Origin of the sequence: Roseovarius sp., assembly GCF_048262375.1 — a bacterium.
GTDB lineage: Bacteria > Pseudomonadota > Alphaproteobacteria > Rhodobacterales > Rhodobacteraceae > Roseovarius.
Genome location: NZ_JBLXFE010000010.1, coordinates 1 through 20,000, shown reverse-complemented (window position 1 = coordinate 20,000; position 20,000 = coordinate 1). Strand labels below are relative to the sequence as shown.

The window sequence follows — 20,000 nt, the reverse complement described above, 5'->3', positions numbered from 1 at the left end:
ACCCAGTCATACTCGGTCGAAGTCGAGACCAGAATTGGCCGTGTTACGCTTGCGCGCTTCCAGCGTCATTGACCATAACTCACCCTGCTTACCTGCAATGAACAGGCCTTGAATGCCCCGATCATCAATCCAGTGCCGGATGTTGCGGCGAAGTCCTGCCTCGTTCAGCGCCAGATCCTCAACAATGAGTTCAGTGCCGCCACCCAGATACCGCGCATGGTTTCGCGGGCATAAGCTTTGGCATTGTATTCAACATTTTTTAAGGAACAGTCTCCGGCATGCGATTGAGCGGTTGTTTTGCGGCTACTAAGTCTGGCAAAGGCGAGAAAGCCAACACGATTACCCTGAAGGGATATCCAAAATTCGATACCAATGTGGCCAGAGCTTCGATGCTTGGGCCTGTCAAAGGAGATGCGCATGAAGATTGGATTGATTGGTGACGGTGCTATCGGGCGTTATGTTACAAAACATCTTGTTTCAACTGGGCTTGGTCCGCATGTTTTGCTGGTGCGTCTTGCGCGGCTGAACGAGGCGAATAGTGGGCAGGTGCCACGCGTCGCGAGCTTGTCTGATATTCCTGATGACATTGACCTCATGGTCGATTGTGCCGGACATGCGGCCCTGGTCGAGCACGGGTCGGCCATCCTGCGCCGCGGGATAGATCTGATCACGGTGTCGCTGGGCGCACTTGCGGATCAGGATCTGGAGCAAGACCTGACGCGCGCCGCGTTGGACGGTAATGCGCAGCTGCATTTGGCCAGCGGGGCCATTGGGGCACTGGATTGTCTACAGGCAGCGCGGGTTGGCGGCTTGACCGAGGTTACATACACAGGCCGCAAGCCTCCTGAGGGCTGGCAGGGGTCTCCGGCGGAGGATCGTATTGACTTGATGGGACTGACAGCCGCAGCAACACATTTCGAAGGCACCGCGCGACAGGCGGCGAGCGGATACCCAAAAAATGCGAATGTCGCCGCCGCTGTGGCCATTGCAGGGCTGGGGTTTGATCAGACGAAGGTCAAATTGATTGCGGACCCTGACGTGACCGCCAATATTCACGAAATTCAGGCCACGGGCAGTTTCGGCAGTTTTTCCTTTCGGATAGAGGGCAAGGCACTGCCAGACAATCCGCGCAGCTCTGCTCTTGCAGCGATGAGTGTCATTTCCGCGATCAAGCGCCGCTGCGCGCCTATCACAACCTGAGGCGAGACTGAGGCGCCCGATATCATCCCCGCAATGTTGACCAAGCCCTGACCTGCCTGAAATTACTCCAACTCAGGTTGCCGGTCGCGATAGGCCTACACGGAAACACCCAAAATGCTGCGTGCAATCTGGGACGTTCGCAACCCGATGCAACAAAAGTGATCCAAGATCCTGAGCTTGATTTCGAGATCAAGCTGTTTGGGCGAACCAACCGGCCTGCGGCCTCTACGATCTTGGCCCTATGATCTTTGGTGAAGCACTCATTCGCCATGGCGAAGCTGCGGATCGTAAGTGGGCCTGCATGTTCACTTCTGGCGCGCGCGTTCCCATTCGGCGCGCCGAATGCGTGCGACCTTGTAGGCGTCCATCAAGGCGATGGCATGGATCATGAAACCACCGGCATAGCGGCCGACAAAGCTATGCTCCGGGGTGGTAAGGTTATAGCTGACCCAAGCGAGAGTGAGCGCAGTAAAGGCCAGCATAAGCCCGCGATGCGCCTGATTGTTCATGACTTGGCCCATTCCAGTCAGAACGCTTGAAACCGCAAGAACCAGATAGGGGTGATACGGCGGGCGTGTGTCGATCTGTTTATCGCTCATTGGGCTGTATCCAAGGAATGGGCAATGTCAAAGCCAAGTTGCAACAACTCCTGCGCAATGCCACGCTCAAGTGTCGCGCAGTCGAACAGCGGTTGCCTGATCAAGAGGTAATGGCCACGCTGGGATTCATCAAGGCGATAGACAAGGCGGATTCCCTTGGGGCTCAGGAAGATCTCCTTGCCACGCTGACCCGAGGTAAAGCGGGCCACATACGGCGTAAGCGGCGGTATCAGAGACGCGGTTGTGGCGCGGTCGTCTGTGCGTATCACAGCCTCTTGCGGCCAGTCGGGTGGGGTTGCGTGCCAATCGCGCAGATTGTTGTGGTGCGAATAATATTCGGTGTTGTCCGGGCGGATCATCACATCGAGCATTCCGTGAACGGCAATCGGACGATGAATGGTGACGAGCAGCCAAAGGACTGGCAGTTTGCGCAACTGGATCGTATCGGCAAGTGCGCGCAGTTCGACACTGTGACCTTGGTAGTAGCCACTCAAGCTCGGGTAATCTATCGCATCCTGCGCCAGCTCCGCTTGATCAAGCAAGCCGCGACAGTCATCAAAAAAACCATGTCGGCGCGCCTGAGCGCGCCGATGGTCGCGGCGGTAGAACCAGCCAAGCGCGGCGGTGCCTGCCACCGCGAATGCTGCCGCCACGCCTGCCGTCATACGACCGTCACCGGAGGGTGGCGGTGGTTGAGTACGTCATCAACCACAGATCCGGTCAGCAGCCGACCAAAGGCGGAATGCCCGGTCGACCCCATCACGATGTGGTCAAAGCCTTGCTCATCGGCATAGCCGAGGATGGCATCGGCGATGTCGCGCCCCGAGATGGTAACGCAACTAACCTTTTCCAGCCCGGCAATCTGGGCGGCCCGCATCGCATCGGATAGCTCTTTTGCAATCAGGTCTTCACCCGCATTGAACAGGCGGGTATCCCAGAACGGACTTTTGGCGGCGCTGCTTTGGGTCACGGTGGTCACCGTAACAAACTGCAGTTCGGCACCAAACTTGGCCGCAAGCCCGACCGAGAAGGCGACGGCTCGATCTGCGGCTTTGGAACCGTCAATGGCGCAGAGTACCTTGTCGAACATGATCTGGTCCTTTCCTTAATAACCGACCGGTTTGGGCCAATTCATCGTGAACTGATCCGCACGCCGGACGTATTTGTAGCGGTGTTTGGCAAACCAGACCGAAACCACAACATAAAAGGCCATCATCGCCAAAAGCTGCAACCCGAAGCCAAGATAGGTGGCAAAGAACGTGGTGATACAAAGCAGCATCAGCACGACCGCAGGCAGGGGGTGGAAGGGATGGACATAGCCCCGCTTAATCGACCCGAGGGGCCATTTTCGGCGGAACAGGATCATGTTGATCGGCATGAACGTATAGCCCAGAAGCCCCGACAGGATCGAGAAGGTGATGACCTGATCCAGAAGCCCGGTAAAGGCAAAGGATACGGCAATCGGGATCAGGAACAGGATCGAACGGTACGGCGTGCGATAGCGCGGGTGCACAGCCCCAAACCATTGCGGCATATACCGGTCACGCCCCATCGAGAACCAGGCCCGCGACGCATCGTTGATGCAGCCATTGGCCGAGGCGGTCGCCGCAAAGAGCGTACCCACGAACAAGAATACCTGAAGCATGCTTGACCCGGTCAGACGCGCGGCATCGTACAACGGCACGGTGGCCTGCCCGAGATATTCCCAAGGGATCAGTCCGGTGCAGATATACCATGTCAACGTGGCCGCAATCAGCAAGGTAATAATACCGGTCATGGTCCCAAGAGGCAGCGACCGCGACGGCGAGCGCACTTCTTCCGCAGCCTGGCAAGTGCCTTCGATGCCAAGATAGTACCAGATGCCAAACTGAAACGAGGCGATGACGCCGATCCAGCCATAAGGCAAGTCAGTCAAAAGCTCGGAATGTTTCAGAACCGCGCCGGGTATCCAAGGCTGAACCCCGATGAACAGGATGATGATCGACACGAATGCCGCAGCGGTGATCACGAAGTTGAGCGACAGCGTCATGAAAACGCCGCGATAATTCAGAAAGGCAAGAAAGGCGATAACCAGAACCACAAAGGGTCTGGGGTCCAGCGCATCATATCCTGTCTGTTCGGCCAGAATGACCAGAAGATCTCCGACGATGAGGGCATCAGCGGCTTCGAGCATGGTGTAGGCCATCACGAGGTATAGGCCCACGTTAAAGGCCATCAGTGGTCCCATGATATGTTTAGCTTGGGCATATTGGCCTCCGGCTGCGGCAACGGTCGATGTCACCTCGGAGTCGATCATGGCCACGCAGGTGTAGAGCAGGCCGATCACCCAGCAGGCAATCAGGGCCCCATACGCGCCGCCTTTGCCGACCGAAAAGTTCCACCCCATGAACTCGCCCACAAGCACGATTCCGACCCCAAGCGCCCAGACATGGACGGGGCCGAGCACACGCAACAGGCCGATGCGTTCACCATCACCGGCAGTCGATGTTTGATCAGTCATGGCTTGCCCTCCGATTTGGCGTTTAGGGCACCGTGCTCCAAGAGTTCATCGACTCCTTCCTTAGACGAAAGCAGTGTATCTTCGTCAAATTCGCGGTTGACGCGCATGGCATCGGCCAGCATCCACAACAGCATGATCGCCGAGAGAGCCCAGGCGAGATATTCAAATGCAACCCACATTTTCAGAGTTCCCTTCTGGCTCAGGTATCAAATTTTTCACGGATGACTTCACGCAACTCTTTGTCCGAGACCCGGACGAGGAACACGAAATATCCGATGATGATCAGAGCGGTGAGAATAAGCATCAGAGGGTCGATGGTGTAATCGAACCGCTGAGTGATCAGTTCTGCCGCGCTCTCGGGGGTATAGCCAAGCTTTTCCCACTGCTCTTGCATTACCGTGTTCTGGCCAAGTGTTTCCCAGTTGACGGTGTCGGGCAAAACGCTGGTGCTGTCAGCCCCGGTGAGGCCGAAAATCAACGGAATGAAAAGCACCAGATAAACCAATGCCAACAGAAAAATAGAATCAAAGAGCTGACCGAAGCCGCTTTGCTTTGGGGGATCGTAACGTTTGCCCATGATTCAGTTTCCTTTCCGCTTGGCGGCTTGCATCTCGTCATAATGCATGATGTCGATGCGATAGATCGCATCCTTGTCATGAGCGTAGTGACGTACCATGGCGATAATTGCGGCTGTATTGAACAACAGAACCAATGCAGCCGATACGATAAGCACCATCTGGATGCCTCCGCCGCCCACATGTGAACCAATACTGAAAAGCACGAACAGAACGACCAGCCATAATACCCCGACAAAGCCGAGGGCAAAGATCACGTCCTTGCGATAGGTCGTTTCAATCCGGCTCGTGATATCCTGAGCCATTTTCTCCTCCCTGATTTCGTTTCACTCGTGGAAACGCGAGATTCAGGTTATCGTCTTTTTCCTAATAGGCAAGTTATTTTCTTTTTAAGTAAAAAAGCAGCAAAACCAGAGCGCGAGGGTCTGTTGCAAATTCTGCGTGGCTTGAGAAAAACCTGCGCCTTGGAGAGTGGCTGAGTTGATGCCGTTGGGAGGGGGGCATCAACGGCATCAATTCAGACCGTTCAGTCAAATGCGACAATCAGCCTAAAGCACGTCGAACTTCCCGAACACGCCTGGCATTGTTCTGAGCAACCCCGCCGTCGGCATTTCACAACGAGTTCTCGAAACCGAACCTCACCTTACTACCCAAACGAAGCGTCTCTGTCAGGCAGTCGTTTCCGCTCTGCCAAAAGCGCAAGTGGCCCAGTCCGGCTAAGGCCCAGGCCGTTCATTCGATTGAGGCCCGAATGCAGGTCACTGGGTCTGCTGTCCTGATCGTTGGCCTGGCACTCCAGCACAAAAATGAGTTGACTCCCCGGTTTATGCAACATCTTGAGGGACAAAAGGCGCACCAAGAGATCGAAATCGGCGGAATTGTGCAGGATATGCTGGACCGCGAAGTTCCGCGTTCGGCATTCCATGTAAGAAGCCTTAGCAACCGCATCGTCGGTGTCCTGAACCATCTCACATAGCGCCACGGACACCAGCCGTGCGCCAGAGTTCAGCGCCATCGCACAGGTGCAGGTGTAGCCATCAGCCCCCGCTGTTTAACAACTTTTGCCGTCTCGATGATCTCGGGCAGGGTCACCGGCAGCGCCGGATGATCGACTTTCGAGCGGCGCACTCAGCGTGGCCCCAACCACCGGTTCCGCCACAAAGGCGATGGCCGTTTCTGGCCCAAGGCGCTGTAACTCCGCGTCAAGCTCACCCGCCATCCGCAAACCGTAGGCTTCTGGCGTCTCGCCCGGTTCGCGGCCACGGTATTCATAGCAAGGCGATATATGGCTGGTTTCAATCATCAAGCGGGCAAAGGGCGCGCGTCGCCACGCATTTCCCCCGGTCGAGAGCGCACCCAGCATGTTGCCGTGATAGCTTTGTCGCCGTGCGATGAAACGCCGACGCTTGGGTTAGTACTTGCGCATGAATACCGGCTTGGGCTGCACCGGGAAGCGCCTTTCACTGTCACTGGAGAAGCTGCACACCCGCATGGCGGAAGGCTTCAATGTGTTCCGGACGCGCACCGCGACTCGTGACAAGGGCACCTATGGCACCAATTTCCCATGACTGTACCCGGCTGGTCTCTCCCAGCTTCCTGTGGTCCGCCAAGATGATCGCCTTGCGCACCTGCGCGAACATGGCCATGGCAATCTCGGCCTCCTGAAGGTCATAAAAGAAGGCGCCCTTTGTCGGATGCACCGCTACCGGCGCGGAGAAGCAGAGGTCGGCGTGGAAACGCCGAATCTCGGACAGAGTGAGCTCTCCGACCGTCGCAGGCACGTCCCTCGCCATCCGACCACCCAGCATCAGCACCTCTTTTCCCGCGCTTTGCAGTGTCATGGCAATGTCCAACGAGTTTGTAATGACCGACACGCCCGTCAACTTGGCCAGTTCCTGTCCAAAGAGGGCCGTTGTCGTGCCCGCGTCGACCATGATCGTCTGTCCGGGTTGAATCAGGTCAACCGCCTTCCTAGCAATTTCCTTCTTGGCGCGAATTCGTGCACTCATCCGTTGGCGAAACGGCTCTTCGGATCGCGGCTCGGGCAGCACCGCGCCGCCATGCACGCGGTTCACCTGTCCCGCTTCTTCAAGGTCCAGCAGATCGCGACGCACCGTCTCGCGTGAGACACTCAATATCCCGGCCAGATCATTGGCGTTGACCTGCTGGTTCGTTGCCAGCATCGCCAGAATACGTTGATGACGCTCCTTCGCCCACATCAGACCGCGCCCTTGAGCCGGTTGTGCCGTTGCAGCCAAGCCAAAGAACCCTTCATGCCCAGTAGAGCCACGCAGACCACCGCCATCACGCAGGTTGAAAAGGCCGCCGCCTGCGAAGTGAGACCGGCATCGTCCAGTCGCATGATGGTCACGGCCGCGACACTGAGATCCGGCGTCGTGAGAAAAACCACGGCTGACAGGGTTACCATCGACCGCATGAAGAGGAAGAAGAATACCGATACCAGCATCGGTGCGACAAAGGGCGCGACGATATCTATAGCAGCCCGGCCCAGGCCGGCGCCAAGGCTGCCGGCCGCTTCCTCCAGCGCTGGCGGCAACTGGCGAAAGCCGGTCATCAGGGTCAGAAAGCTTTGCGTGTGGTAGTGATAGAAGTTGATGATCCCGATCAAAGCAGCCGTCCCGTAAAGAAGGTAGAGCGGCGTCGCGGTAGAGTTGAACGTCAGGATATAGGCCAATCCCAGCACCATGCCCGGCACCGCAGCTGGCATCGCCGCGAGCAGCTGAATCGGTGCAGCCACGGCCTGCGGCAAGCGGCGCAGGCCAAGCGCGAGAAAAAACACCGCCAGCGTGCCCCCCGCCGCCGCCATCACTGAGATCACAATTGTGATCCAGAGCGACGAATATCCCCCCGCAAGCGTGATGTCGTAGTGCTTTGGAGACAGGGCCATGTTGTAGGGCCACAGTGTGACGAAGCTTGCATAGACTACGATGCCGATGACGGACACGATGGCTCCACAGATCAGTAGCGAGAAGACGGCAATGGACATGTCGCGCAGCGGCGCGAATTTTGGGATAAAGGGCACTTGGCCGGTGATATACCCGGTCTGCTGGCGTTTCATTGCCTGCCGCTCGATGGCATATGAGATCACGGTGGGTAGCAGCAGCATGATGCCTACGACGGCCCCCATGTTGAAATTCCGTTGCCCGACCACCTGGGAATAAATCTCGGTGGCGAGCACGGAATAGTCCCCGCCGATGACGGCAGCATTGCCAAAATCAGTGATCGTGATGGTGAAGCAGACAAAGCCCGCGTTGAGGATGCCGAACCGCGCAGCGGGAAGTGTCAGGTCGAGGAACTGACGGGAGGGCGACGCGCCCATGACCTCCGCCGCCTCGTAGGTGCGCGCGTCCAGCAGGACCAGCGCCGCGCCGATGATCATCACCGCCTGCGGCAGCGCATAGAGCGTGTTGGCGATCAGCAACCCCCAGAAGCCGTAGATCTCGATCTCTACCCCGAGCGCGCGGCTGACGAGGCCGTTGCGTCCGAGCAGAAAAATCAGCCCTAGGGCCTGCACAAGTGAGGGCGCGAGAAGCGGCAGGATAATCACAGTCCGGATCAACCATTTGCCGGGAAATGCACAACGATAGAGCCCTTGGGCAATAACGAATCCAAGCAGCACGCTGAGCGCCGTGGTGGCGCCTCCCATGACCAGCGAATTACCCGTAGCGCGCCAGAATCCGGCCGAGCTAAGAACCTTAGTGTAGTTCGCAAGCCCGTAGCCGTCCTCGACCGTCACCGAACGCAGGAATACAATCATCATCGGGTAGACGAAGAACAGGACCAACCCCAGCAGCGGCAAGCCAACGCAGACCAGAGTCAGCGCGCGGTCGGCATCCACACCCTTCCGGGCGCTCGGCATCGTGGTCTCTGTCGTGCTCATGCCGAGGGTCCGGCAATGTCATCTGCGACCCAGGTGCACGCCTCTGGCTCAATACTTAAACGCACCCGGTCGCCTTCGCGAAAGGGGTTGCCGCCATGGGTCTCGACCACCAGCATGCCAAGCGGGCTGTCGACCTCCAGCCGCCGCAGGTTGCCGAGAAAGCTGATGTTGCACACTGTGGCCTCGCCATCCTCTGCCGGGATCAGACCGATCTGTTCCGGTCGGATGCAGGCGATGTATGCCGCGTCCGACCCTACAGGGCGCGTCGCCAGCAACTTGTGGCATCCACGGCGCACCACTTCCGTTGGCACAAGGTTGCTGATGCCCATAAAATCGGCAACGAACCGCGTCGCGGGGCGGTGGTACAGATCTTCCGGCGTACCTACCTGCACCACGACACCGTGGTTCATGCAGATAATCCTGTCGGCCAGCGCCAGCGCCTCTTCCTGATCATGGGTCACCATCAGTGTGGGAATACCCAGCGAGCGCTGCACATGCCGGATCTCGCCGCGTAGCTCTGCGCGCACCTTGGCATCCAGCGCCGAAAGCGGTTCGTCCAGAAGCAGCACCCGCGGGTCGACAGCGATTGCTCGGGCCAGCGCAATCCGTTGCTGCTGGCCACCCGACAGCTGTCCAGGAAAGGCGTCAGCCGCACGCGGCAATTTCACCAGATCCAGCAGATCCGACACGCGCCTTGTCACCTCTGCCATGGGCGTTCCGCGGATTTTCAGACCATAGCCGATATTCTCGGCCACCGTCATGTTCGGAAAGAGCGAGTAGGACTGGAACACGATACCAAAGCCCCGTTTGCGCGCTGGCAGCGACGACAACGCTTCGCCTTCCACCATGATTTCGCCTCCGTCGAGGTCGGACAACCCCGCAATCAGCCGCAGAAGCGTTGTTTTACCACAGCCCGACGGCCCCAACAGGCAAACAAACTCACCCCGCTCGATGTCAATTGACACCTTGTCGAGAGCGGTAAACATGCCGAAGGTCTTGGTGGCGTTGCGGACAGACAGGTACATCGTGATCGGGTCTTTCGTTCAGGTGGCGCGGGCTGCGGGAGGGCAGCCCACGCACGGGTGTGGTCTGCCTCTCCTCGGGTCCAGGATTAACGCCCCAGCTTTTCTTTCCAGGTCTCCTTGACAGCGACTTGGTTTTTGGCCGACTCGATAAAATCGATATCCGCGAGAACAGTGGAGATGTCCGCCGGCAGACCCGCATCCTTGGACGCATTCGACGCATCCACGCCCGGCACGGTGATCAGCGCCTTGTATTGTTGATAGAGACCGATCGCCTCGTCTGACATAGTCCAGTCGAGGAATGCTTTTGCTTCGTCCTTACTGTCCGAGCTTGCCATCAAGCCCGAAGCTTCAAGCTCATAACCGACACCGCCCTCGGGAAAGACCATCGCTAGGGGATATCCCTCTTGAATGGACTGCATCGCGGTGAAGGCCAGCGAGATACCGACCGTGTATTCGCCCACACGCGCAGACTTGCAGGGCTTCGAACCCGAAGAGGTGTACTGAGCCATGTTCGGATCGACCGCCTCCAGCTGTGCCCAACCGGCCTCTTTTCCCATGCTTTGAAGCACTGCGTTCACATGCAGGTACCCGGTGCCAGATGAATTCGGATCAGGCATCAGAACTTCACCCTCAAAGGCCGGATTCTCAAGGTCTTTCCAGCTTTTCGGCATTGGCAGCCCCTTTTCCTCTAGCCGGGCTGTGTTCACGCAGAAGGCACCCATATAGCCGATGGGTGCAAACCAGCGGTCGTCGGCGTCACGGAACCTTTCGGGCAGCACGTCCACGCCCTCGGCTGCATAGGGTTCCAGCATCTCGAGGATCTGCGGATCCATCATTGCAGTCACCGCCCAACCCCAGATCACGTCGGCCTGCGGATTGCTCGCTTCGGCCAAGATCCGCGCGCCCAACTTGCCGGTTGACAGGCGCAACACGTTGATCTCGGTGTCAGGCAATGCCTTCTGCGCGGCTTCGACATAGGCCGCGACCTCTTCTTCTTCCAGCGCGGTATAGACGGTAATCTCCCCGGCCGTAGCCATCGAGGCAACCCCGAGGGTCAGCAGGGAAGTTGTGGTGAGTTTGCTCCAGATCGTCATGTTATTCTCCTTGTCGGTCCACATGAGTTGCGCCCGGGCCTGCCCCGGACAGGTGCGGGTTTTGCTGAAAACCCGTTCTGATTGCCGCGCCCGATCCTGTCGGGAATGGGGATATTTGTGTAGTTTTGCACTTTTGTGTGATTTGTCTACGATTAATTTCAACAAGGGTCCTCCGGGATCAACGAAGCCCGCAGGAACGAGGAAAAACCATGCAGGACACCACAACGTCGCCCGACATGTGCACGCTTGCGAGATTTTCCGAAAGTCCGGCAGACGTCACCGATGCCATGGCGATGAACTATTCCCGCGAACCGCTGGACGTTGAACGCAAAGCAGACCTGTCGCTGGTCACGCAGACCGACCGTGCGATCGAGGCCGCCACACGCGAACGCTGGATTGGACGGACGGCGGTCTGACAATGCTGAATGGCAAGCCCTGTCGCACCAGAGGATGCACATCGCTTGATTTAGCACGCGCAGAAACCTGGGGTCAGGACTCGGCATCGCGTTTCATGACGGGTTATTCTTCTGCATGAGCGGGCGATCTGGGAGAGGCCCGCCGAAGGTTCGACGGGCCTGCTTGCTCAGGCTGCGACCTGAGTGGTGGAGACGACCGGGAAGTCGATGTCCGTTTCCGCGACGTGGTTGAGGTAGTTGGTGAAGATATTCGCCACCACATTGGCGAGCGTCTCCACAATGTCGGCCTCACTCAGCCCTGCGGCACGAGCCGCCTCGAGATCGGTGTCCGACACCATACCCTTTGCCGTGACGATGTCCACGGAGAGCTTTAGGATCGCCGCCGTGCGTGGGTCTTCGGACCGTCCGGCGAGATGAGCCTTGATCGCCTCTGGCGCAACCTTGAGCCCGGCCGAGATCGCGGAATGAGCCGAGGCGCAGTAATCGCAGGTATTGGTGCCGGCCACGGCAAGGGCGATAGCCTCGCGGGTGCGGGCATCGAAACCACCGCCAGCCAGCGTCTCATTCAGGCCGAGCATGGCGGCCAGAACCGATGGCTGGTTCGCCGCAACGCGATAGAGGTTCGGCACCATGCCGATCTTACTCTTGATCGCGCTGAAGAGGGCATTTGCCTCAGGGGTGGCGGCGGAGTCGGAGACTTGGGTGATGCGTGCCATGGAATCATGTCCTTTCGTTGGCAGTTGGGAAAGCAGAGCGTCAGGCCGTGGGTATCTGCGGTTCGGGCTCGGACAGCCCTATGACAGAAACCACTGCCGCGCCGTTGAGCCAGTAATAGACGGCGTCCAGACCGGAGAAACCGAGGGCGAATGGCAGCACCAGAAAGAGCAGCCCGACCGCAAGATCGACTGCGAGGTGCAGCTTGTAGGGCAGCACCCGGATGATCCCGAGATGGTGATCGGTGAAAACCGTCAGCACAAAAGCCGCCAGCCCGATCATGGGTGAGATCGTCAGAGCCAGCGGATTGGACACACCGAGCCCGAGCAGGAATGGCAGACCAATGAGCGCGAAGGCAACCGGGTAATCGAGCCAAGCGTGAATGTTTTTTGTAACAAAGCGCATCGCGCAGGGTCCTTTCATCGTGGTTTCAGAAACGGCAGCTCGCCGCAAGAACGAGATAGGCCCAATCACGGGGACGGTGAATGTCAGAAAATCCAGAAAGAATGCGCAATCGTCCAGAAATACGGTTGGACAATTCCGTTTCTGAATGCTCGTCCACTGCTGCGACGACCCTCACCGCGACATCAGATCGATCACCCGAATTTCGACATCGATCACCCTATGGGCGCCCGCGCGGTCGTAAAAAGATCGAGCAGAGACGTCGCAGACCCAAAGTTCCAACGCGCGGCGGCTGACCGCCTGCCCCAGAAAGGTTCCACCCCCTGCCCCCTAGCGCCCTCTGCCACGATCAGATCGGCGGGTCAGAGGGTCTTTTGTCGGGTATGAAGTTCGAAGTGGCGGCCATAGGGGATCACGTCACCAAGTTCAGTCTCAAGGACGTCTAGCCATCGCTCGTGTCCGAAACAGTCCTCGACAATCAGCGACGTGTCGCCGTCGGGATCGTGATCTGCGGCATGAAACGCCAGCGCGTACGACAGGTAGCAAGGGCTGCGGCATCGTCTGGTCGCGCCTGACGGATTATTGCTGGTTGCGCCGCCGTCACACCGTATTAAGGACGTCACGCTCGGCTTTGCCGGACTGCTGCGGGCGTAACGCCGATTTCTTTCTTGAAAACCCGGCTGAACGCCGATTCCGAGGCATAACCCGAGACCTCGGCAGCCTCAGCCACCGACAGGCCGCGCTGCGCCAGAGCCTCACGCGCGATCTGCATGCGCCATGCAGTCACATAGCTCATGGGAGTGATCCCAAGCCGGGCCGAGAACCGTTCGGCGAAACCGGTGCGCGACAAACCTCCAACGCGCGCGAGGCTGGCAACGGTCCAATCGGCAGCAGGGTCGCGATGAAACATGCACAGCGCGCGCGCGATCTTTGGATCGGCGAAACCCGCGATACCCGGTATCCCCTCAGGCGATTGTTCGATGAAGGCACGGATGGCCTGGGCAAAGATCGCCTCGGACATCTTGAGCGCTATAAGATCGCCACCAAGCCGCGCGCCCCCCGCCTCGGCCCCGATGACCTTGAGTGTCGCGTCGAGCCATGGCCCGGCCTCTTCGCCATAGCCGCGCAGATGGATGAACGGCGGGAGCCGGTCGAAGAGCAGGTGTCGCGAGCCCTCGGCCAGCGCGAAATGCCCGCAGATGAGTTGCGTGTCGCGCGGGCTTTCTTCTCCGCCCCAGACCAGTGTGCCATATCCAGGAAACCCCGAGCGGGACAACACGTCGTCGAGCGGCAAGGCCTCCTCGGGTCCGGTGTGGCGGCATGAGAGAACATGCGGCTCGCCATGCGGAATGATGACGAGATCGCCCTGCGCGAGGATCACCGGCGCCTGCTGGCCCGCAACACGCACCAGCGCCTCACCGCGATGGGCATAGTGGAAACGGGCCACATCTCGATAGGCCGGCACGCGCACCCCCCAGGGTTCGGTGAAGCTCGTGCGGAAATAGAGCGTGCCGCGAAACGACAGGCGGGTGAGGATATCGCTGAGCAGGTCCAACATGCGACACAACCTACAGGTTCGGTCCACAGAATCCAGAGGCCTGGACGATCGGGCATGAATTCCGGACGGAGGGCCATTTATCACGCAGGAGTTTTGCTGTGAACAGGCATTGCCGTGGGGCGACGGACGATTCGCAAGGTGACGGTCCCGCCTGCTCATGCGGTTTTCGTTCACAGTGTCACAAGGAGACGCCCAGATGAGATTCTCTGCCTTTGCCCTGATCATGTCCGCCGCAAGCCTGCCCGCATTCGCCCAGATGGCGACGCAGCCCGACGCCATTCAGGTCGAGCCCGTGCTTGAGGTTCCGTCCGAGGACTTTCGCACCGATTGGGTGCAGATCGGCGCCTTTTCGGTACTCGCGGACACCCCTGCCGACGGCGCGCATGAGATCCACACCGTCTACATCGACAAACCCGCACTCGAGGCCTATCTGCGCGACGGCGAATTTGCTGAGGAGACGAGGATCGTCAAGGAAGTGTGGGGTACCCAGACAGAGGACCTGACGACCGGGCGCGCCAGCTATGCCGACAAGCTCAAGGGTCGTTTCGTTATGGTGCGGGACAGCGAGGGCAAGCTGGGCCAGGGGCCACGCTTTGGCGACGGCTGGGGTTGGGCCTTCTTTCCGGGACAGGAGACCCGGATCACGAACACCGAAGATTACCGCGATGCCTGCCTGGCCTGCCATGAACCGGTCCGCGATCAGGGGCTGATCTATCTTCAGGGCTATCCGGCACTGCGTCGTTGAAGCGCGGGCATTGCAGCTCTGGAAGGGGCCATGCCACCCCTTCCAGAGCATGACCCGCGATGATCGATCGATGAGGGAAACGCCGATTATTCCGGACGATTGCGCAAAAAAACCGAACGCACCCGCATTCAAACGCCGGAAAATTCGGGGCAATTGACAGACATCGCAACCTGTTCAGGAGAATGAACGATGAAAACCCTCTGCAAGTCCCTCGCCCTTGGTCTGGCCATCGCCTCGTCGGCCCTCATGGCCCACACGAGTGAGCCGATGAACGATCTGGAGATCGCGCACTCCGCCTATACCGCGGGCGGGCTCGATATCCGCTATGCACATCTCGCGTTGGCAATCTCGGAGAACGATGCTGTGCGCAACTTTGCGCAGACAATGATCCGCGATCACTCGGCCGTCAATGACGCAGCCGTGGCTCTGATCTCCAAGTTGGACGTTACCCCGCAGGACAATGCGCTGAGCAAGGCACTGATCGAGGGGGCTGCCGCCAAGCGGGCCGAACTCGTGACGCTGCGCGGCAAGGATTTTGATTGCGCCTATGCCACCAACGAGCTTGGCTATCACCAGATCGTCAACAAGACCGTGGCCGAGTCCTTTATCCCTACCGTCACAGTGGCGCCGCTGAAGGATCTGCTTGAAGAGGCACTTGCAACGTTCCGCGCGCATGAACAACACGCTGACCACATGGTCGCGGGATTGAAATGCGCAAACTGAGCGAGATCACGCGTCGCCGCTTCGGTCAGGGCCTTGGCGCGGCCATCGCCCTGACCGGAGAGGCGAATCTCGCGTTCGCGCATGGCGGATCGCACGAGGTCGCCGTGCGGATTGACGATTTCACCTTTGTTCCACCAACGGCTGAAATCCTCGTGGGCGACAATGTCACTTGGGAGAATGGTGATCACGCGCCACATACCGCGACCTCGCTCGACGGAACCTGGGACACCGGACCGCTGGAACGGGCCGCGTTTCGCCGGGTCACCTTTAACGAACCGGGCGAATACCGATATGTCTGCACCTTCCACCCGCACATGAAGGGCACCGTTCTGGTACGCAACCGCGATGGATGACACGATTTCAGAACCCGGCAGGAGAAGAATGCCATGACCCGGTCCATCACACTCATCAGCCATGCGCTCTGCCCCTATGTGCAGCGCATCACCATCGCACTCACCGAGAAGGGCGTCGCGCATGAGCTGCGCGTTGTGGATCTCGGCAACAAGCCGCAGTGGTTTCTGGAGATTTCGCCGCTCGGGCGCACGCCGGTTCTGACGGTTGGGGGCGCGGCGCTCTTCGAGTCTTCTGCAATCCTTGAATATCTCGAAGAGACGCAACCCAACCCGTTGCATCCGGTCGATCCCGTCGAACGTGCGCGCCATCGCGCATGGCTCGGGTTCGCCTCAGAGGTGCTCGAGACAATTGCCGACGTCTATTCTGCGCGTGATGTCGCGTCGTTCGAGACGAGCATCGCCGCGCTGCGCCGTCGTTTCAGACTGATCGAAGACCATATGAGCGCGGAGCCATGGTTTTCGGGCGTAAACTTTAGCCTTGTAGATGTGGCATTCGGACCGGTCTTCCGCTATTTTGATGTCTTCAGCGAAATCGACGGTTTTGACGTCTTCGAAGGCCTGCCAAAAGTTCAGGCTTGGCGGTTGCTTCTTGCGGCCCGACCGTCGGTGCGAGATGCAGTGGGCAAGGATTTCAACGCTCAACTGCGTGCCTTCTTGATCCGCCGCGACGGCGTATTGGTCGCGCGGATGCGACCCTTTGGAACTGCCTGAGCCGATTTGCGCCATGCGTTATCCCAATTCAGATCGCAATTTGACCTTTTCGCGCCTTGCACAGGTTCCGCTTGCATTGCTTGTAGATCACATGTCCGATCCGCGCGTCGCGCAGCACATGCCACTTTTGGTCCAACCCTGGGATGCCGAAACAGCGCAACGCTTCGTCGCTGCCAAGGAAGCCTACTGGCAGCGTGACGGATTAGGCCATTGGGCGATCCTATCCGGTGGCCGCTATATCGGCTGGGGTGGGTTCCAGAACGACGGTGGGGAATGGGATTTCGGCCTTGTTCTGCGGGGGGATGCCTTTGGCCTTGGCCTCGCGATCGCACGAGAAGCTCTGGACTTCGCCCGCGCCGATGTGCGCATCCCTTACGTCACTTTTCTGCTGCCGCCTTCGCGCCGCCATCTTGGAGCTCTCGCGCGGATAGGCGCGCAGCCGCTTGGCGAAGTGCTGCATGAAACCGCGCGATTTCTCAAATTTCGCCTCGAGACCCCGTGCACCGGCACATCACCCACCCGTCCGAGCCGAAAGGAGATGCCATGACCATGATCGATCATCTCAGCCTCGGCACCGCCGACATCGCCGCCGCTCGCGGTTTCTATGCCCGCCTGTTCGAACCGCTGGGTGTCACCTGTCTGGCCACAGGAGACGGCCTTGCCGCCTCCGGGCGTGAGCGGATCGCCTTTGTGCTTCTGCCGCTTTTTGATGGCCAACCGGCAAGCGTTGGCAACGGCACGCATGTCGACTTTGCCGCGCAGAGCGTCGGCGCTTGCTGCTATCAAAGAGAATGACCTCATAGGACAGTCCCGTTTCTTCCAGAAACATAGCGATCTTCGCCGGGTTCGGTTTCGGATGGAAATAAAAGAGGATCAGAGAGTTCTTCGTGGGGTTTGGGATGGTTTGGCAATGTCGGGCCGACGAGACGCCAACAGAACGCCGGAGACGATGATTGCGATCGCGACGCACTCGGCGCCAGACGGCATCTCGCCGAGAACGGGAATGGCGAGAAGCGACGCGACTGCGGGAACGAGCGCGATGATAGCAGTGGCCGCTGCTGATCCAAGCAGTGAGACGGCGCGGTTGAACGTGAAGATTGCGACACCGCTCATCAGCACGCCTTGATAAATTGACTGCAGCGCAATTTCGGCCGCTGAGGCATGGCTCAGACGGCTAAGACCTAGAAGGAGGTACGCAGGCAGGAAGAGTGTCGCCGACCAAAAGCAGATGAGGGCGGCGGACTCGATCGGAGTCAGTCCGCTCTTCCGGAACAGCAATGTGTAGACTGCCCACATCGCTGCGGCAGCGGCCAGCGCGCCAAGTCCTGCCAGACTGGGCGGCCCGTGGGCGGCGGCTCCTGCCAGTAAGAGCAGAGACAACCCGGCAAAGATCGCCGCGTATCCAATCCAGCGTTGACGGCCCTGCCACTCACCGAGGAAAACCCAGGCGAAGATGCCAGCGAATAGCGGCATGAGGGTCGGCGCAATTGAAGCAGCCTGTGCAGCCGAGGTCAGGCTGAGACCCAACGCGACAAGTAGCACGAAAGGCATGCCCCAAAGCATGGCGAATACCAGGCCCTCACGCCAGGCCGCGGGAGGAAGAGTGGCTCGACGCCGGATCAGGACAGGTGCAAGCAAAGTCGCCCCAATCCCGAAGCGCAACGCCGTAATATCCCAGATGCTGAGCTCACGCGTGACGCTGAAGCGCGTAATCACGAACCATCCAGAGAAGATTGCAACGGTGAGGGTCGCCCAAAAGAGGCCAGCGAAGCGGTTGCGTGAGCTGGCGAGCGATGAGTCAGGTGCAAGAGTTGCATTGGGAGCCTCGGTTCCGGACATGGGTCAGGCCCCCGCAAGACGCAGGGCGGCCAGGACAATCTCGGGCTCAAGGCGCTTGCGGTAGTCGACGTCGAGGTAAGCGAGCGTGACACGACCGTCCTTTGCGATCACATAGGTCGCGGGGACGGGAAGCTCCCAGTTCTCGTCGCCGTTGATCGCCGACAACGCTTTGCCATTCGCGCGGAGATCTTCAATCTTGGCCTCGAACAGACCCGGCCGACCGCACGGCGCTGTACGTGCAAAATCGGCCCTGTAAGCGGCCAGCTCATGTTCGAGGTTCATTGAGGGTTCCCTTCCGAAGCAGTTCCGCGATCCAACGAGGGGCCGCCTTGTATTTTTGTTTGGTTGTTCTAAAATGCATGGAAAAGCGTTCGATGACAAGATGCGGTCAATGCGAACCAAGAGGAAACAGAATGGCCAGACCGAGGAAGTTTAACGAGGACGCAGTGCTCGACGCTGCAGTGCAATGTTTCTGGAGCCGCGGCTACGAGGCGACGTCGATCCGTGATCTGATTGAGAAAACGGGCTTGGCTGGCGCAAGCCTCTACAATGCGTTCGGCGACAAACGCGCCATTTATCAGCGCGCGCTCGACCATTATGTGGAGGGAAATATCGGCAAGCGTATTCGACACTGTGAGACCATGGAGCCTTCCGACGCTATTGAGGCATTCTTCGCGGAGATCGTGAAGCGATCGCTCGACGACAAGGATCTTAAGGGCTGCATGCTCGTGAATGCGGTGCTTGACGTGGCGCCTCACGATCCGAGGTTCCAGGAGGCTGTCGTCGGCATGCTGTCGAGCGTCGAGGCCTTCTTCTTACGTTGCGTCAGCCGAGGTCAGGCAGAGGGCTCGATCACCACGTCACACGCAGCGGAGGATTTGGCGCGACACTTGCTCTGTATCCTGATGGGCGTCCGTGTACTTGCAAGGGTAGGATCGGAACGGGCACTCTTGGAAGGGGCAGTGAGGCCCACGCTCGCGCTCCTCGTCCCAGGTAGCGATGGCACGTCATGATTGATGACGTTACAGGAACGTTTTAGTGGACGAGATGCACAAACGATCTCAATTCACCGTCCCAATCATTCCTACAAAGCATTTAATCTTCTTCGCTCTATGTAGAATTAAAAAACGGATTCCTTTTAGATCGGCGGCCCCTGAAGTAACGCCCGAGGCAAAGGGAGAGCAGCACCTCGAGCGGCGGGAATTCATATTCATTGATGACCTTGTTATAGCGGAACATTTTCTCGGCGCTGTTGCCGGGCCAGTCAAAGTTCTCGACCGCCCAATGCACGAAGACACGCTTGAACGCCTTGGTCTTGGTCAAGCCGATAGCGCCGTGCTCCTGCGCGTAGCGCAATGTCAGCAGCGCCGCACGCAACGGGACGAACGCTAAAGGTCGGGATGGTCATCGGGAAGGGGTCGGAACTCGATCATGGCGTAATGCTGCCACAGAGTTTTCGGCGAGGCCAGAACGCAAAGTGCCCCAGATGCGTTGGGGCGCAAAACTCTGATATTATTTGATATTTTTGGTTTCCGGAGGGTGACTTGACCTTGACCGAACCAGTACTTTTCTGAACCGAGCGTGAATGCGACCTGCTAATTACGAATTTGCCGTCCATGAGTTGGATCTGACCAGACAAAGCCAG

The 20,000-nt window shown here is 58.8% G+C and carries 26 protein-coding genes and 2 pseudogenes; 10 read left to right on the top strand and 18 right to left on the bottom strand.

Annotated features, from left to right (window positions below; translation table 11 throughout):
* Window positions 1-417 precede the first annotated feature (417 nt).
* Window positions 418-1,200, top strand: a complete 783-nt coding sequence (locus ACN0SW_RS12260; protein ID WP_417728218.1) for an aspartate dehydrogenase — start codon at window positions 418-420, stop codon at window positions 1,198-1,200.
* 77 nt (window positions 1,201-1,277) lie between these two features.
* Window positions 1,278-1,445, top strand: a complete 168-nt coding sequence (locus ACN0SW_RS12255; RefSeq protein ID WP_417728217.1) for a LysR family transcriptional regulator — start codon at window positions 1,278-1,280, stop codon at window positions 1,443-1,445.
* Between the two features lie 60 nt (window positions 1,446-1,505).
* On the opposite strand, the gene ACN0SW_RS12250 is transcribed toward ACN0SW_RS12255, so the two are convergent.
* From ACN0SW_RS12250 to ACN0SW_RS12195, 12 genes and pseudogenes are all read right to left on the bottom strand, one after another.
* The gene (locus ACN0SW_RS12250; RefSeq protein WP_417728216.1) at window positions 1,506-1,799 is read right to left on the bottom strand and encodes a hypothetical protein; all 294 of its coding nucleotides are present in this window, start codon (window positions 1,797-1,799) and stop codon (window positions 1,506-1,508) included.
* Window positions 1,796-2,452, bottom strand: coding sequence for a hypothetical protein (locus ACN0SW_RS12245; protein ID WP_417728215.1), 657 nt, complete (start codon window positions 2,450-2,452; stop codon window positions 1,796-1,798). Before ACN0SW_RS12245 ends, ACN0SW_RS12250 begins: the two co-directional genes overlap by 4 nt.
* 8 nt (window positions 2,453-2,460) lie before the next feature.
* Window positions 2,461-2,889 (bottom strand): universal stress protein, encoded by a 429-nt coding sequence (locus ACN0SW_RS12240; RefSeq protein WP_417728214.1) that lies wholly within the window; start codon window positions 2,887-2,889, stop codon window positions 2,461-2,463.
* Between the two features lie 15 nt (window positions 2,890-2,904).
* Complete coding sequence (locus ACN0SW_RS12235) at window positions 2,905-4,299, bottom strand: APC family permease (protein WP_417728213.1); 1,395 nt, start codon at window positions 4,297-4,299, stop codon at window positions 2,905-2,907.
* Window positions 4,296-4,478 carry a hypothetical protein gene (locus ACN0SW_RS12230; RefSeq protein ID WP_417728212.1) on the bottom strand — a complete coding sequence of 61 codons (183 nt, stop codon included), beginning with the start codon at window positions 4,476-4,478 and terminating at the stop codon, window positions 4,296-4,298. The genes ACN0SW_RS12235 and ACN0SW_RS12230 overlap by 4 nt, the downstream gene beginning before the upstream one ends.
* Window positions 4,479-4,498: 20 nt before the next feature.
* Window positions 4,499-4,876, bottom strand: a complete 378-nt coding sequence (locus ACN0SW_RS12225; protein ID WP_417728211.1) for a hypothetical protein — start codon at window positions 4,874-4,876, stop codon at window positions 4,499-4,501.
* A 3-nt stretch (window positions 4,877-4,879) separates the two neighbouring features.
* The gene (locus ACN0SW_RS12220; protein ID WP_417728210.1) at window positions 4,880-5,179 is read right to left on the bottom strand and encodes a hypothetical protein; all 300 of its coding nucleotides are present in this window, start codon (window positions 5,177-5,179) and stop codon (window positions 4,880-4,882) included.
* 818 nt (window positions 5,180-5,997) lie between these two features.
* A pseudogene (locus ACN0SW_RS12215) lies at window positions 5,998-6,285 on the bottom strand (aspartate aminotransferase family protein); the annotation flags it as partial.
* Between the two features lie 55 nt (window positions 6,286-6,340).
* On the bottom strand, window positions 6,341-7,093 hold the full coding sequence (locus ACN0SW_RS12210) for a DeoR/GlpR family DNA-binding transcription regulator (RefSeq protein ID WP_417728209.1): 753 nt from the start codon (window positions 7,091-7,093) through the stop codon (window positions 6,341-6,343).
* On the bottom strand, window positions 7,093-8,775 hold the full coding sequence (locus ACN0SW_RS12205) for an ABC transporter permease subunit (RefSeq protein WP_417728208.1): 1,683 nt from the start codon (window positions 8,773-8,775) through the stop codon (window positions 7,093-7,095). The genes ACN0SW_RS12210 and ACN0SW_RS12205 overlap by 1 nt, the downstream gene beginning before the upstream one ends.
* The gene (locus ACN0SW_RS12200) at window positions 8,772-9,800 is read right to left on the bottom strand and encodes an ABC transporter ATP-binding protein (RefSeq protein WP_417728207.1); all 1,029 of its coding nucleotides are present in this window, start codon (window positions 9,798-9,800) and stop codon (window positions 8,772-8,774) included. The genes ACN0SW_RS12205 and ACN0SW_RS12200 overlap by 4 nt, the downstream gene beginning before the upstream one ends.
* Before the next feature lie 86 nt (window positions 9,801-9,886).
* A complete protein-coding gene (locus ACN0SW_RS12195) occupies window positions 9,887-10,894 on the bottom strand; it encodes an ABC transporter substrate-binding protein (protein WP_417728206.1) in 1,008 nt (335 codons plus the stop codon).
* A gap of 209 nt (window positions 10,895-11,103) precedes the next feature.
* Here ACN0SW_RS12195 and ACN0SW_RS12190 point away from each other — a divergent pair, with 209 nt between their 5' ends.
* Entirely contained in the window at window positions 11,104-11,310 is a 207-nt protein-coding gene (locus ACN0SW_RS12190; protein WP_417728205.1) for a hypothetical protein, read from the top strand.
* A 167-nt stretch (window positions 11,311-11,477) separates the two neighbouring features.
* On the opposite strand, the gene ACN0SW_RS12185 is transcribed toward ACN0SW_RS12190, so the two are convergent.
* The 3 genes from ACN0SW_RS12185 to ACN0SW_RS12175 form a co-directional block, all read right to left on the bottom strand.
* Window positions 11,478-12,026, bottom strand: coding sequence for a carboxymuconolactone decarboxylase family protein (locus ACN0SW_RS12185; protein WP_417728204.1), 549 nt, complete (start codon window positions 12,024-12,026; stop codon window positions 11,478-11,480).
* A 40-nt stretch (window positions 12,027-12,066) separates the two neighbouring features.
* Window positions 12,067-12,429 (bottom strand): hypothetical protein, encoded by a 363-nt coding sequence (locus ACN0SW_RS12180; protein WP_417728203.1) that lies wholly within the window; start codon window positions 12,427-12,429, stop codon window positions 12,067-12,069.
* Window positions 12,430-13,045: 616 nt separating this feature from the next.
* A complete protein-coding gene (locus ACN0SW_RS12175) occupies window positions 13,046-13,984 on the bottom strand; it encodes an AraC family transcriptional regulator (protein ID WP_417728202.1) in 939 nt (312 codons plus the stop codon).
* Between the two features lie 196 nt (window positions 13,985-14,180).
* On the opposite strand from ACN0SW_RS12175, the gene ACN0SW_RS12170 reads away from it, so the two are divergent.
* From ACN0SW_RS12170 to ACN0SW_RS12145, 6 genes are all read left to right on the top strand, one after another.
* The gene (locus tag ACN0SW_RS12170; protein ID WP_417728201.1) at window positions 14,181-14,729 is read left to right on the top strand and encodes a cytochrome P460 family protein; all 549 of its coding nucleotides are present in this window, start codon (window positions 14,181-14,183) and stop codon (window positions 14,727-14,729) included.
* Between the two features lie 189 nt (window positions 14,730-14,918).
* A complete protein-coding gene (locus tag ACN0SW_RS12165) occupies window positions 14,919-15,452 on the top strand; it encodes a DUF4142 domain-containing protein (RefSeq protein WP_417728200.1) in 534 nt (177 codons plus the stop codon).
* Entirely contained in the window at window positions 15,440-15,805 is a 366-nt protein-coding gene (locus ACN0SW_RS12160) for a cupredoxin domain-containing protein (RefSeq protein ID WP_417728199.1), read from the top strand. Before ACN0SW_RS12165 ends, ACN0SW_RS12160 begins: the two co-directional genes overlap by 13 nt.
* Before the next feature lie 33 nt (window positions 15,806-15,838).
* A complete protein-coding gene (locus ACN0SW_RS12155; protein WP_417728198.1) occupies window positions 15,839-16,516 on the top strand; it encodes a glutathione S-transferase family protein in 678 nt (225 codons plus the stop codon).
* Window positions 16,517-16,529: 13 nt separating this feature from the next.
* Complete coding sequence (locus ACN0SW_RS12150) at window positions 16,530-17,063, top strand: GNAT family N-acetyltransferase (RefSeq protein WP_417728197.1); 534 nt, start codon at window positions 16,530-16,532, stop codon at window positions 17,061-17,063.
* Window positions 17,060-17,311: a hypothetical protein gene (locus ACN0SW_RS12145; protein ID WP_417728196.1), complete on the top strand. Its 252-nt coding sequence runs from the start codon at window positions 17,060-17,062 to the stop codon at window positions 17,309-17,311. The genes ACN0SW_RS12150 and ACN0SW_RS12145 overlap by 4 nt, the downstream gene beginning before the upstream one ends.
* Window positions 17,312-17,389: 78 nt before the next feature.
* On the opposite strand, the gene ACN0SW_RS12140 is transcribed toward ACN0SW_RS12145, so the two are convergent.
* Window positions 17,390-18,355: a DMT family transporter gene (locus ACN0SW_RS12140; protein WP_417728195.1), complete on the bottom strand. Its 966-nt coding sequence runs from the start codon at window positions 18,353-18,355 to the stop codon at window positions 17,390-17,392.
* A gap of 3 nt (window positions 18,356-18,358) precedes the next feature.
* The gene (locus tag ACN0SW_RS12135) at window positions 18,359-18,637 is read right to left on the bottom strand and encodes a hypothetical protein (protein ID WP_417728194.1); all 279 of its coding nucleotides are present in this window, start codon (window positions 18,635-18,637) and stop codon (window positions 18,359-18,361) included.
* Window positions 18,638-18,768: 131 nt separating this feature from the next.
* Here ACN0SW_RS12135 and ACN0SW_RS12130 point away from each other — a divergent pair, with 131 nt between their 5' ends.
* Window positions 18,769-19,368, top strand: coding sequence for a TetR/AcrR family transcriptional regulator (locus ACN0SW_RS12130; RefSeq protein ID WP_417728193.1), 600 nt, complete (start codon window positions 18,769-18,771; stop codon window positions 19,366-19,368).
* Between the two features lie 136 nt (window positions 19,369-19,504).
* On the opposite strand, the pseudogene ACN0SW_RS12125 reads toward ACN0SW_RS12130, so the two are convergent.
* Window positions 19,505-19,788 (bottom strand): annotated as a pseudogene (locus ACN0SW_RS12125) (hypothetical protein); the annotation flags it as partial.
* Window positions 19,789-20,000 lie beyond the last annotated feature (212 nt).